At 71.9% G+C, this 13158-nt stretch carries 12 protein-coding genes; 2 read left to right on the top strand and 10 right to left on the bottom strand.

Annotated elements, in window-relative coordinates:
- Positions 1-25 precede the first annotated feature (25 nt).
- The 8 genes from AMK26_RS32020 to AMK26_RS32055 form a co-directional block, all read right to left on the bottom strand.
- Complete coding sequence (locus AMK26_RS32020; protein ID WP_073759060.1) at positions 26-691, bottom strand: ABC transporter ATP-binding protein; 666 nt, start codon at positions 689-691, stop codon at positions 26-28.
- Positions 684-1628 carry an ABC transporter ATP-binding protein gene (locus tag AMK26_RS32025; protein ID WP_073759062.1) on the bottom strand — a complete coding sequence of 315 codons (945 nt, stop codon included), beginning with the start codon at positions 1626-1628 and terminating at the stop codon, positions 684-686. Before AMK26_RS32025 ends, AMK26_RS32020 begins: the two co-directional genes overlap by 8 nt.
- Positions 1625-2524 (bottom strand): ABC transporter permease, encoded by a 900-nt coding sequence (locus AMK26_RS32030; RefSeq protein WP_073759064.1) that lies wholly within the window; start codon positions 2522-2524, stop codon positions 1625-1627. Before AMK26_RS32030 ends, AMK26_RS32025 begins: the two co-directional genes overlap by 4 nt.
- The gene (locus AMK26_RS32035; protein ID WP_073759369.1) at positions 2517-3482 is read right to left on the bottom strand and encodes an ABC transporter permease; all 966 of its coding nucleotides are present in this window, start codon (positions 3480-3482) and stop codon (positions 2517-2519) included. Before AMK26_RS32035 ends, AMK26_RS32030 begins: the two co-directional genes overlap by 8 nt.
- 38 nt (positions 3483-3520) lie before the next feature.
- The gene (locus AMK26_RS32040; RefSeq protein WP_073759066.1) at positions 3521-5116 is read right to left on the bottom strand and encodes an ABC transporter substrate-binding protein; all 1596 of its coding nucleotides are present in this window, start codon (positions 5114-5116) and stop codon (positions 3521-3523) included.
- A 105-nt stretch (positions 5117-5221) separates the two neighbouring features.
- Entirely contained in the window at positions 5222-6280 is a 1059-nt protein-coding gene (locus AMK26_RS32045) for an acyl-CoA dehydrogenase family protein (RefSeq protein ID WP_073759068.1), read from the bottom strand.
- Positions 6277-7458, bottom strand: a complete 1182-nt coding sequence (locus AMK26_RS32050) for an acyl-CoA dehydrogenase family protein (RefSeq protein ID WP_073759070.1) — start codon at positions 7456-7458, stop codon at positions 6277-6279. The genes AMK26_RS32045 and AMK26_RS32050 overlap by 4 nt, the downstream gene beginning before the upstream one ends.
- Positions 7455-8432, bottom strand: coding sequence for an NADPH:quinone oxidoreductase family protein (locus AMK26_RS32055; protein ID WP_073759072.1), 978 nt, complete (start codon positions 8430-8432; stop codon positions 7455-7457). The genes AMK26_RS32050 and AMK26_RS32055 overlap by 4 nt, the downstream gene beginning before the upstream one ends.
- Before the next feature lie 193 nt (positions 8433-8625).
- On the opposite strand from AMK26_RS32055, the gene AMK26_RS32060 reads away from it, so the two are divergent.
- Complete coding sequence (locus AMK26_RS32060; RefSeq protein ID WP_073759074.1) at positions 8626-10044, top strand: pyridoxal phosphate-dependent aminotransferase; 1419 nt, start codon at positions 8626-8628, stop codon at positions 10042-10044.
- Here AMK26_RS32060 and AMK26_RS32065 read toward each other — a convergent pair.
- Both AMK26_RS32065 and AMK26_RS32070 read right to left on the bottom strand, forming a co-directional pair.
- The gene (locus AMK26_RS32065; protein WP_073759076.1) at positions 10034-10777 is read right to left on the bottom strand and encodes a PIG-L deacetylase family protein; all 744 of its coding nucleotides are present in this window, start codon (positions 10775-10777) and stop codon (positions 10034-10036) included. The two genes, AMK26_RS32060 and AMK26_RS32065, sit on opposite strands and share 11 nt — an antisense overlap.
- A 129-nt stretch (positions 10778-10906) precedes the next feature.
- The gene (locus AMK26_RS32070; protein ID WP_073759078.1) at positions 10907-12004 is read right to left on the bottom strand and encodes a glycoside hydrolase family 5 protein; all 1098 of its coding nucleotides are present in this window, start codon (positions 12002-12004) and stop codon (positions 10907-10909) included.
- Positions 12005-12186: 182 nt separating this feature from the next.
- On the opposite strand from AMK26_RS32070, the gene AMK26_RS32075 reads away from it, so the two are divergent.
- Positions 12187-13158, top strand: coding sequence for an acetylxylan esterase (locus AMK26_RS32075; protein WP_073759080.1), 972 nt, complete (start codon positions 12187-12189; stop codon positions 13156-13158).

Below are 13158 nucleotides of genomic sequence, written 5' to 3' on the forward strand. Positions count from 1 at the left end.
TGGCGCCTGCCCGCATCGTCGCAGGTCACACTCGTTCAGACGTGCAGTCGGACCATTCACTCGTTCGATCGCACCAGCGCTCCAGCAGGACGCGGTCGTGGCCGACGGCGAGGAGGCCCGCGCCGTGGTCGCGGCGGTACGTCTCGACCACGGCGACCAGCGCGGCGGTCGTCGAGGCGTCGAGCATCGCGGTCATCTCGTCGCACACCAGCCAGCGCGGGCGCAGCACGAGAGCGCGGGCGAGGCAGGCGCGCTGGAGTTGGCCGTCGCTGACCTCGTGCGGGCGGCGGCCGAGGAGGTCGTGGGTGAGGCCGACCGTCCGGGCCAGGTCGGCCACCCGGGCCGCCGCCTCCTGGCGGCGGCCGGTCGCCCGCAGCGGCTCGGCGATCAGGTCGCGCAGCCGCAGCCGCGGGTCGGCGGACATGCGGGGCTGCTGGAAGACGACGCCGATCGCGGTGCGCAGGTGCCGGGGGGCGCGGTGGCGCCAGCCGCGTACCTCCTCGCCGTCCACCACGACGCGGCCGGCGTCCGGCCGGTGCAGCAGGGCGGCGACCCGCGCGAGGGTGGACTTGCCGCAGCCGCTGGGGCCGAGCAGGCCGACGGCCTCGCCGGGCTGGACGGTCAGGGACGCGGCGCGGAAGACGGGGCTGCGCGGGTCGTATCCGGCGGTGATGGCGTCGAGTTCAAGCACGGACCGTCTCCTCGCTGTGGTGGCAGGCGAGGCCGCCCTCGAAGCGCGGCACCACCGCGCAGGCGTCGCTCGCCCGGTCGCAGCGCGCGGCGAAGGCGCAGCCGTCCGGCAGGTCGCCGAGTTCGGGGGGCATGCCCGGGATGGGGGTGAAGTCCCGTTCCGGGAGGGCAGCGAGCAGGCCTCGGGCGTAGGGGTGGCGGGGGCCCGGGTCGCCGAAGAAGCGGTCGGCGCCGGCCAGTTCGACGATCCGGCCGGCGTACATGACGGCGACGCGGTCGGCGATGCGCTCGGCGGCCGCCAGGTCGTGGGTGATCATCAGCAGGGCCCGGCCGTCGTCGGCGTGGCGGCGCAGTTCGTCGGCCGTGCGGTCGACGAGGTCGCGGTCGAGGCCGGTGGTCGGCTCGTCGGCGAGCAGCAGCGGGGCGTCGCCGATGAGGGCGAGGGCGGTGGCGGCGCGCTGGGCCTGGCCGCCGGACAGTTCGTGCGGGTAGTGGTCGAGCAGGCCGGGCGGGAAGGCGGCCCGTTCGGCGGCGGCCACCGCCGCGTCGCGCAGCTCCGCCCGGGGCGTTCCGGCCAGCTCGCGCAGCGTCTCCTCCACGTGCGCGCGCACGGTGCGTACGGGGGTGAGGTGGGCGGCCGGGGACTGCGGGACCAGTCCGACGCGCCGCCCTCGTACCGTACGGGCGAGGGTGCGCTCGTCGGCCGCGAGGAGGTCGACGCCGTCGATCACGGCCGTACCGGCGGTCTGGGCGTTGCCGGGCAGGAGGCCGAGCAGCGCGGAGGCGAGGACCGATTTGCCGCAGCCGCTCTCGCCCACGAGGGCGAGGCACTCCCCCGCCGCGAGGTCGAAGCTCACGCCGGTGACGGCGGCGATGTGGCGGCCGCTGCGCATCCGGAAGCGTACGGAGAGGTCGCGCACGGAGAGCACCGGGCTCATAGCATCAGCTCCGATCGGCGGCGGGGGTTGATCCGTTCCCGCCAGGCGCCGGCCAGGCCCGCGATGGCGAGCGTCGGGATGATCAGGAACAGGCCGGGGAAGAGGGTCGGCCACCAGTCCCCGGCGAGCAGCGAACCGCGGGCCGTCTGCACCAGGTTGCCGAGGCTCGCCTGGTGGGCGGGCAGGCCCAGGCCGAGGAAGGACAGCGCGGACTCGTGCCACATGGCGTGCGGCACCATGAGTACGGCCGCGAGGCCGGCTTGCGGCAACACCGCAGGCAGCAGGTGGCGGACGGTCACGCGCCACCGGGACGCGCCGCCGGAGACGGCGGCGTCGACGTACGGGCGGGAGCGCAGCGACAGCACCTCGGAGCGGACGATCCGGGCGGTGGACAGCCAGTGCGTGAGGGCGACGGACACGATGACCGGCCATACGCCGGGGCGGAACATCGCCACGATGAAGATACCGAGCAGCAGGTGCGGTACGGACGAGAAGGTGTCGACGAGCCGCATGACGAGCCGGTCGGTCCAGCCGCCGAAGGCCGCGGCCGCCGCGCCCACGGCCGTACCGATGATCGTGGCGACGAGCGCCGCGACCAGCCCGACGAGCAGCGAGACGCGCAGGCCGTAGACGCAGCGCAGCAGCAGGTCGCGGCCGACGTCGTCGGTGCCGAAGGGGTGTGCCCAGGAGGGTGACTGGAGCTTGAGCGACAAATCGACGGCCTGCTGGTCGAGCTGGACCAGTGGCGGTACGAGGAGCACGGCGAGGACGACCGCCGCGACGATCACGGCCGAGACCGAGACCCGGACGGTACGGGTGGAGCGGCGGGTGCGTCCGTGGGACGTCCATGCGCAGGGGGTCCGGGGGGAACTCCCGGGAAAGGTGGTGTCAGCCATCGAATCCCACCCTCGGGTCGGCGAGTCCGTACAGCAGGTCGGAGAGGAGGTTGCCGAGCAGCACCGCCGCCGTGGCGAGCACGGTCAGCGCGGCAAGCAGCGGGAAGTCGACGGAGGTGGCGGCCTGCACGGTGGCCGCCGCGATACCGGGCCAGCTGAAAACCGACTCAACAAGCAAGGCGCCTGTGATGAGTTCGGGTACGCGTGAGCCGACGAGGGTGAGCATCGGCAGCATGCCGGAGCGCAGGGCGTGCCCGAGGAGCACGGTGCGTTCGCTCAGGCCACGCGCGCGTGCGCCGCGCACGGGGTCCTCGTCGAGCGCGTCGGCGACGCCTTGGCGTACGTACAGGAAGAACCACGGCAGTTGGGAGACGCCCAGGACCAGCGCGGGCAGGACCAGGTGCGAGGCGACCTGGCCGAAGGTGACGGTCTCGCTGGCCGTGTCGGTCAGCCCGCCTGCCGGCAGGACGCCCAGCTCCAGGGCGAAGAACCAGATGGCGAGCAGCCCGAGCCAGAAGGCCGGGGCGGCTTCCAGGGTGTACGCGGCGGAGCTGACGCACCGGTCGAGCCAGCCGCCCTGCCGGCGGGCGGCCAGGACGCCCAGGGCCGTCCCGAGCAGGATGGCGACGGCGAAGGCGGTGGCGGCGAGCAGCGCCGACCAGCCGATGCGTTCGCCGATGACGTCGGCGACGGGCTGGCGCATGACGCTGGAGTCGCCGAGGTCGCCGGTGAGCGCCGAGGTGAGCCAGTGCCACCAGCGCGGGACGAGGGGCTGGTCGGCGCCCAGGTTGGCGCGCAGCTGGTCGAGGTTTTCCTGGGAGGCGGTGAGTCCGGCCGTGCCGGCGTACGCCTTGACGGGGTCGAACGGGGAGGCCGCGGCGACGGCGAAGACGGCGAAGGTGACCACCAGGAGGACGGGGACGGCGAACAGGGCCCGCCGTCCCGCCATCCGGGCCATCGCCCCCCAGGGGAGGCGACGGCGGACGTGCTTGACGGTCACTTCTTCGGGATCCAGTTCTCGACGTTCCACCAGGGGCCGGCGGCGAGGCCGTGGTCGTGCGGCTCGACCTGGGTGGAGAGCCCGTCCCAGGAGTCGTTCACCACGTACAGGTGGTCGATATGAGTGAGGAAGGTGTAGCCGGGGTTCTTCACCAGTTCGCGCTGGACGGTGTCGTACGCGGCCTTGCGGGCGGCCTTGTCGTCGGTCTTGCGGCCGTCGTCGAGGGCCTTGTCGACGACGGGGTTGTCGTACCAGGCCATGTTGTTGAAGCCGTCGCCGCCGAGGGAGGACTTCAGCAGCAGGTACTGGTCGAAGTCGGGGTCGCCGGGCGAGCCCCCGCCCGCGAGGACCGCGTCGTGCTTCATGCGCGGCTCGATGACCTCCCACGTACCGGCCTGGGTCGTGATGTCGATGCCGGCCTTCTTGGCGTCGGAGGCGTACGCGAGGGCGTGGTCCTGGCGGAGCTTGTCGCCGGAGAGGTACCAGAGGGGGAAGGCGGCGCGGACGCCGTCCTTGACGCGGATGCCGTCGGGGCCGGTCTTCCAGCCGGCGTCGTCGAGGATCTTCTTGGCCTTGGCCAGGTCGTGCGTGCGCTCGGTGCCCTTGGTGAACCACTCGCTGTCGGTGGGGACCGGACCATAGGCGGGCTTTCCGGCGCCTTCCAGGATCTTGTCCACCATGGCCCCGCGGTCGACGGCGACGTCGAGGGCGCGGCGGATCGCGGTGTCGCCGGTGACCTTGTTGTGGGTGGGGAGGGTCACCAGGCGGTAGTCGTAGGTGGTCGCCTCGTACGTCTTCTTCGCGCTGTCGCCCTTGAAGCCCTTGGCGAGGTTCGGGGGCAGGATCGCGCCGTCGAGGTCGCCGGAGCGGAGGCGGGTGGCGCGGACGTCGTCGTCCTTGATGATCGCCATGGTGAACTTCTTCACCTTCGGCGCGCCGCCCCAGTAGTCCGGGTTGGCCTTGAAGCTGATCTTCTCGCCCTTGGACCAGTCGGTGAGGACGTACGGGCCGGTGCCGACGGGCCTGGTGGTGAAGGGGCCGCTGTTGACGTCCTGGTTCGCCGCGATGTGCTCGGGGGCGATGCCGAGGACGGTGCGCTCGGCGAAGGGGGCGTAGGGGTACTTCAGGGTGAAGACGACGGTGTCGTCGCCGACGGCCTTGACGTCCTTCAGGGCGTCCAGCTCGGTCTTGGAGGCGTTGTTGGTCTTCTTGTCGAGGATGGTGCGGTAGGTGAAGACGACGTCCTTGGCCGTGAAGGGCTTGCCGTCGCTGAACTTCACGCCCTTGCGGAGCTTGTACGTGTACGTCAGGCCGTCCGCGCTCACCTCGGGCAGCGCGACCGCGAGGGCGGGCTTCAGCTTCATGTCGCCGTCGAAGGCGAGCAGCCCGTCGAAGATCTTGGAGTTGCCGTCCTTGCCGTAGCCGAGGAGCGGGCTGAGCGACTCGGGCTCGTACGCGATGCCGACGACCGCGCTGTCCCCGGCGGCGGAGCCGGCTCCGGTGGCGCCCGGGTTCGAGCAGGCCGCCGCGGTGATGGCCAGGGTTCCGGCCAGCGTGGCGGCGGCCATGCCGCGTATGGATCGGGCGGTCATGGTTCCACACCCCTCGTGAAGCTAGTGAAGATCGGCTGTTGTTGCGAACGACTCGCAATTAAACAGCATGTAGAGGGGTGGGATCCTCCCGCGCTCCTTACCGGGTCACGCCGGGGCGGGGAGACCGGCCAGGTCGGCGAGGGTCTGCTTGTGGTGTCCCGCCGAGCCGAGAGCGATCTGGTCCGCTTTAGCCCGCTTCAGATAGAGATGAGCAGGGTGCTCCCAGGTCATACCGATCCCGCCGTGCAGCTGGACGCACTCCTCGGCGGCGTGCACCGCGACGCGCGAGCAGTACACCTGGGCGACGGCCACGGCGAGCGGCGCCTCGGGGCTGCCGCCGACGAGCGCGTCCGCGGCGTTGCGGGCGGCGGCGCGGGCGCCCACCACCTCCAGCCACAGCTGCGCCATGCGGTGCTTGAGCGCCTGGAAGGAGCCGACCGGCCGGTTGAACTGGTGGCGCTCGCGGGTGTGCCGGACCGTCTCCTCCAGGCACCACTCGGCCACGCCCAGCTGTTCGGAGGCGAGCAGTCCCGCTCCGGCGAGCAGTCCTCGGCGCACCGCCTCGCGCGCGGTGCCGGCGTCCGCGAGGCGGGTGCCGCCGGACTCGGCGGTCACGGTGGCGACCGGGCGGGTCAGGTCCAGCGGGGTCTGCGGCACGATACCGGCCTCGGCGGCGTCGACCGCGTACAGCCCGTCGGGGCGGACCACGAGCAGCACGTCGGCGCGGGCGGCGTCCGCCACGCCGGTGACGGTCCCGGTGGCCGCCGGCTCGTGGTCCGGGCCGGCGGAGAGCGGGACGGCCAGCACGGCGGCCTTACGGCCGGTGGCGAGCTCGCCGAGCAGGTCGCCCGCCCGGGCCGCCAGCAGCGTCTCGGTCGCGATGACGGCACTGGTGAGGTACGGGACCGGCGTCACCGCGCGGCCCAGCTCCTCCAGCACGACGGCGGCCTCGCGGTGGGACGCGCCCTGGCCGCCGAGCTTCTCGGGGACGAGGAGCCCGGCCGTACCCATGTCGGCCGCGAGCGCCGTCCACAGGGCGGGGTCGTAGGGGCTGTCGGCCTCGATACGGCCGGGCAGGTCCGCCGGGTCGGCACGGTCGGCCAGGAGGGAGCGTACGGCGGCTCGCAGGTCGCCCTCCGCCTCGGAGTACAGCAGGTCCGTCATCGCGCCAGGTCCTTCCATGCGACGTCCTTGTCGTTGCGCGGCTCGGAGGGCAGCCCGAGGACGCGTTCCGCGACGATGTTGAGCAGCACTTCGCTCGTACCGCCCTCAATGGAGTTGCCCTTGGAGCGGAGGTAGCGGTAACCGGCGTCGCGGCCGGTGAAGTCGACGAGTTCGGGGCGGCGCATCGTCCAGTCCCCGTACAGCAGCCCCTCCTCGCCGAGGAGCTCCACCTCCAGGCCGCTGATCTCCTGGTTGAGGCGGGCGAACGCGAGCTTCATCCCGCTGCCCTCGGGTCCCGGCTGGCCCGCCACGAGCTGCTGGCGCAGCCGTTCGCCGGTCAGCCTGGCCACCTCGGCGTCGACCCACAGGTCGAGCAGGCGCTGGTGGAGGTCGTGGGTGCGCAGCTCGGGGCGTTCGCGCCAGGTACGGGAGACGGGCCCGATCATGCCGCCCTCGCGCGGGATGCGGGCGCCGCCGATGGCGACGCGCTCGTTGTTCAGCGTGGTCTGGGCGACCTTCCAGCCGTCGCCGACCTCACCGAGGCGGTGCGCGTCGGGGATGCGGACGTCGGTCAGGAAGACCTCGTTGAACTCGGCCTCGCCGGTGATCTGGCGCAGCGGCCGCACCTCGACGCCCGGGTCGGTCATGTCGCACAGGAAGTACGTGATGCCCCGGTGCTTGGGCAGGTCGGGGTCGGTACGGGCGATGAGGATCGCCCAGCGGGCCACATGGGCGCTGGACGTCCACACCTTCTGGCCGTTGACGACCCAGCTGTCCCCGTCCCGGACGGCCCGGGTGCCGAGCGCGGCGAGGTCGGAGCCGGCGCCGGGCTCGCTGAAGAGCTGGCACCAGACCTCCTCCCCCACCCACAGGGGGCGCAGGAAGCGCTGCTTCTGCTCCTCGGTGCCGTACGCGAGGATCGTCGGGGCCGCCATGCCGAGGCCGATGCCGATGCGGCGCGGGTCGTTGTCGGGGGCTCCGGCGGCTTCCAGCTCGGCGTCGACGACGGCCTGGAGGGAGCGGGGCGCGTCGAGCCCGCCGAGGCCGACGGGGTAGTGGACCCAGGCGAGGCCGGCGTCGAAGCGGGCCTTGAGGAAGTCGGTGCGGTCGGTGGTGGCGGGCGGGTGGGCCTTCAGCAACTCCTGCGTACGGGTGCGCAGTTCGGCGGCGTCGGTCACTTCGTGACTCCTTCCGTGGCGGCCGGGAGGACGACGAGCCGGCCCGTGGTCGTGCCGTCGGCGACGCGTTGCACGGCCGCCGCCGCGTCCTCGAAGGGGACCCGATCGCTGATCAGCGGCTTGATCAGGCCCTTGGCCGCGTACTGGGTGAGGGTGTCGTGACAGCGGCGGATCGCGTCGGGGTCCTTCTGGTTGTACAGGCCCCAGTGCAGGCCGAGGATCGAGTAGTTCTTGACCAGGGCGTGGTTGAGGGCGGGGGCCGGGATGTCACCGCTCGCGAAGCCGACGACCACGATCCGGCCCTCGAAGGCCACGCACTTGGCGGACTTGGCGTACGCGTCACCGCCGACCGGGTCGTAGACGACGTCGGCGCCCCGGCCTCCGGTGGCCTCCTTGACGGCCCCGACGATGTCATCGGTACGCCGGTCGATGACGACGTCGCAGCCGAGCTCGCGCGCGACGGCGGCCTTGTCGGCGCCCCCGACGACCCCGACGACCCGCGCGCCGGCCGCCTTGCCGAGCTGTACGGCGGCGCTGCCGACGCCCCCCGCGGCGGCGTGGACGAGGAGCGTCTCGCCCTCCTTCAGGGCGGCCCTGCGGTGCAGGCCGAACCAGCCGGTCTGGTAGCCGATGTGCAGGGCGGCGGCCTCGGCGTCGTCGAGCGCGTCGGGCGCGGGCAGGAGCGCGGCCTCGTCGGCGACGACGTAGTCGGCGAGCCCCCCGTACGGCAGGGCGGGGGTGGCGATCACGCGCCGGCCGTCCTCGGTCTCGCCGCAGATCTCCACGCCCGGGGTGAAGGGGAGCGGCGGCCGTACCTGGTAGTGGCCCCGGCACAGCAGCGCGTCGGGGAAGTTGATGTTCGCGGCCCGGACCCTCAGCAGGACCTGACCGTCGCCGGGCGTGGGCCGGTCCACCTCTTCGCGCCGCATCACCTCGCTCGGCTCGCCGTTCCGGTGTACTCGCCATGCCTGCATCGAGGGCCTCCACAAAGAGTCGGGCAGTACCGCACTGGGTCACACTCGTCCGCATACTAAGCGGTCGCTTGCCCGGAGGGAACAGCTTCGGGGAACTCGCCTCACCGGTTGAACACCGTCCCACCCGTATCCGTATGGATCGGCGGCTCGCACTCCCCTGTGCGGGCCTGCCTCGGGCAGGGAGGGCAGTTCCATGGCCGGCGATGTCACCACGCTTTTCCGGGCGTCCACCGCACACAGCCCGTCGATCGCCATGCTCGACCGGGCGGGGAGCACAGGTGCGGGCGGGACAGGTGCGGGCGGGACGCCCGGGCGGATCACCGACTTCTGCATCCCCTGCAACCCCTACTTCCCCACGCCCGCGATGTTCGAGCAGCTGGGTGGGCGCCTCAGAGAGATCCTCACCTACTACCCGAGCGGTTCGGAGACCATCACCGCCGAGCTGTGCCAGACCCTGGGGCTCAATCCGCAGACCGTCGCCATGGGCAATGGCTCCACCGAACTGATCACCTGGATCGACCACCTGCTCGTCCGGGAATCGCTCGCCGTGCCCGTCCCCACCTTCGGCCGGTGGACCGACCAGCCCATGGAGACGGGCAAGCGCGTCGACATGATGCTGCTGCCGGAGGCCCACGGATTCCGGCTCGATCCGGACGCGTTCGTACGGTTCATCCGCGCCCGGCGTTCGCGGACGGCGGTCATCTGCAACCCCAACAACCCGGACGGCGGGCTGCTCACCAAGGAGCAGGTGCTGGCGCTGTGCGACACCCTCCAGGACCTGGACCTGGTCGTGGTGGACGAGTCGTTCCTCGAGTTCTCCGACGCCGCCGCCGAGACGAGCATCGCCGAGGAGGCGGTGCTCCGGCCCCATGTGATCGTGCTGCGCAGCCTCGGCAAGAACTTCGGCCTGCACGGGGTGCGTTTCGGCTACCTGGTCGCCAACCCGGCGCTCGCCGGACGGATCCGGTCGATGCTGCCGAAGTGGAACCTCAACTCCCTCGCGGAGGCGGTGGTGTTCATGCTGGGGGAACACCGCCGGGAGTACGAGGAGAGCCTGCGCCGGTCCCGGCAGGACCGGCAGGAGATGACCGCCCGGCTCTCGATGCTGCCAGGGCTGACCGTCTATCCCTCGCAGGGCAATTTCGTGTACGTACGGCTGCCGGTGGGCGTGGACGGGGCGGCGCTGCGCGACCGGCTGCTGACCGGGCACGGGGTCCTGGTGCGCGAGTGCGGCAACAAGGTGGGCAGCTCCAGCCGGTTCCTGCGGCTGGTCGTGCGCCCGCCGCAGGAGGTGGGGCAACTCGTCACGGCGCTGGGGCAGGTGCTGTACGGAGGTCCGGTCCACCCTGTCCCCGTGCCGGCGCCGCCGCTTGCGGCCGCACAGGCGGGGGCGGGGGCGGGGACGCCGGTGGCAGGCGTCCCGCACGGCCTGCAGCTCGTCCCCGCGTCGGCGCCGGTGCCGGTACAGACCCCGACACCGGCACAGGCACAGGCACCGGCTCGGATGCCGGCCGCTGCGGCCGCCGCCGTTCCGGTTGTCGGGCCCATGGCCATGGCCAGGGGGTACACCTCCTCCGGCACCCCGGCGGTCGACCGGCTCGTCAGCGGCTGAACACCTCGAACGTCACGGCCGGCCGGCCGCCGAAGCGCGCGGCCGCGGCCTGGGCGTTGGCGGTGAGGAAGGCACGGCAGTACTCCTCCGGGTCCTGGTCGGTCAGCCCCTCGATATAGGCACGGTGCTCCAGCAGCGACTGTATGGCGCGCTCCATGCCGGGCCCCGCGTCGACCGCGTGCGTCGGCATGGAGGAGCCGGCGACGGCCACCCAGCGCACGCCGTTCCAGGGTTCGAGGCCCTGCTCGATCAGCTCGGGGAAGATCCACCGGTTCCCGGCGTCGCCGGCGGCGTCGAGGGTGGCACGTCCGACGGCGACATGGTCGGGGGTGTTCCAGGCGACCCCGCCCCATGTGTCACGGTGGTTGAGCGTGATGACCAGCTCGGGCCGGTGACGCCGGATCGCGGCCGCGATGTCGCGGCGCAGCCCGGGACCGTACTCGATGACGCCGTCCTTGTGGTCGAGGAACTCCACCTCCGGCACTCCGACGACCGCGGCGCTGGCCCGCTGCTCCCGCTCGCGCAGCGGCCCGCACGTGGCGGGGTCGATGGTGTCGATACCCGCCTCGCCTCGGGTCGCGAGCACGTAGGTCACCTCGCGGCCGCCGTCGGTCCAGGAGGCGACGGCGGCGGAACAGCCGTACTCGAGGTCGTCGGGGTGGGCGACGACGGCGAGGGCGCGCTGCCAGTCCTCGGGCATCGGCTGGAGCTGGTCGTTCACTTGATCGGTCATGGCGGCAGGATACGGCCGCGATCACCGACCGGTCGTGACGTTCCACGCCTCGTCGGGTCCAGAGGCGGTGGAGCGCCCCCGCCCGCACGGGGACCATGTGCGGGCGGGGGCCGGTCGGGTGCGACGGTGTCAGCCGGTGCGGAAGCGCTCCGCGGACCTGATCCGGTCGCGGATCCAGACACCGGCCTGCTTCAGGGATCCGGTTCCGGCCCAGGGGCCGTTGTCCGCGCAGGTGCCGGTGGTGAAGACGGCGCCGGAGCGGTGGTCGTCGGAGAAGTTCCAGTTGACCCAACCGATCTTCTTCCGCGCCATGAGGTCGAGATAGCGCCGCGCCATGGCGAAGTCGTTGGCGCCTTCGCCCGCGTAGTCCTGGGTGCCGAACTCGGTGACGAAGACGGGCAGCTTGTCCGCCGCCCTGGAGAGGGTGTTCAGGTACGCGTCCCGGTGCGAGGCGGCGTAGAAGTGGAAGGTGTACATGATGTTGGAGGCCCGTACCGGGTTGTTCACGACCTCGGTCTCGTCGGAGCCCTCCGAGACGCCGAACGACGACCACGCGCGCGTGCCGACGAGAATCGGGCTGCGTGGGTCCTTGGCGCGGATGACGGGGATGAGCTCCTCGGCGTAACTCCTGATACGGGACCAGCTGACACCGCTGGGTTCGTTGGCGATCTCGTACAGCAGGTTCTTCTTGTCGCCGTGGCGCTGGGCGATCTCGGAGAAGAAGGTCTTGGCGCGGCCCAGGTTGTGGTGGGGGTCGCCGGGGCTGAGCATGTGCCAGTCGACGATGGCGTACATGCCCCGTGAGGTGGCCTGCTCGATGATGTGGTGCACGAGGTCGGTGTAGCCGCGCGGATCGGTCTCGTAGCCGCCCTCCTGGATGTACAGGGAGATGCGCAGGACGTCCGCGTTCCAGTCGGTGGCCAGGGCGTCGAGGGAGCCGTTGGTGACGCACTGGCGGTACCACTGCAGGCCGTGGGTGGACATGCCGCGTAGTTGGACCGGTGTGCCGTGCTGGTTGCAGAGCTTGGTGCCGCAGACCTTCAGCCTGCCGTTGACGGCGACCGGTGTCGCGGCGGTGGGGGCGGGTGAGGTGCTCACCGTTTCCTGGTCCGCGCCGGCGGCCGGACCGGTGGTGAGGGCGGTGAGCGCCGTGAGGGCGAGGAGAAGCGCGGCGAGGAGCGCGCCTGCGCTGCGGAGGGGACGCCTCCGGATCCGTGCCGGTCTCATGTGGGGGTCTCCGATGCGTTGACGGGAGTTCAAGACTGGAAGGAAACTTTCCTAACCAATGGATAGCAGGGTGGAGTTGAGATTTGCAAGGTTCATGACAATCTCCGCCTTTCCCGGTCTCCGCGGCGGCGGTTAGCGTGTGCCGACCCGCTCCCGACGATCAAGGATCACGGTGGTGCCGCATGCCGCGTTTCGACCTGCCCCTCGACCAGCTCCGTACGTACCGCAGCTCGTCCCATGAGCCCGAGGACTTCGACGCCTTCTGGACCAAGACTCTCGACGAGGCCCGCTCCCACGAACTCGCCGCGCGTTTCGAGCGGGTGGACGCGGGACTCACGACGGTCGAGGTGCACGACGTGACCTTCGCCGGCTTCGGCGGCCACCCCGTGAAGGGGTGGTTCGTCCTGCCCGCCGGGACGGGAGAACCACTGCCGGTGGTCGTCGAGTTCCTCGGCTACGGCGGCGGGCGCGGCCTGCCGCACACGCATCTGCTCTGGGCGTCGGCCGGTTTCGCGCACTTCGTGATGGACACCCGCGGCCAGGGCAGCGGGTGGGCCGGCGGCGACACGCCCGACCCGGTGGGCAGCGGGCCCGCGTACCCGGGCTTCATGACCCGGGGCATCGAGGACCCGTACGGCTACTACTACCGGCGCCTGTTCACCGATGCCGTACGCGCGGTGGAGGCCGCCCGGTCGCACCCGCTGACCGACGCCTCGCGCACGGCGGCCGTCGGCGTCAGCCAGGGCGGCGGGATCACGCTGGCCGTCGGCGGACTGGTGCCCGACCTGGTCGCGATCGCGCCGGACGTACCGTTCCTGTGCGACTTCCCGCGCGCGACGACGCTCACCGACCGCACCCCCTACCGGGAGGTGGCCACGTACCTGAAGACGCACCGCGGCCGCACGGAGCAGGTCGCGCGGACGCTGGCGTACTTCGACGGTGTGCACTTCGCGGCGCGCGGGACCGCGCCGGCGCTGTTCTCCACCGCCCTGGAGGACCTGACGTGCCCGCCGTCGACGGTGTTCGCGGCGTTCAACGCGTACGCGCACGAGGAGAAGGCGATCGAGGTCTACGACTTCAACGACCACGAGGGCGGCGAGACCTTCCAGCAGGCGGCCCAGTTGCGCTGGCTGCCGGGGAAGCTGACGGCCTGA

It is taken from the genome of Streptomyces sp. CB03234 (assembly GCF_001905885.1).
Taxonomy (GTDB): Bacteria; Actinomycetota; Actinomycetes; order Streptomycetales; family Streptomycetaceae; genus Streptomyces.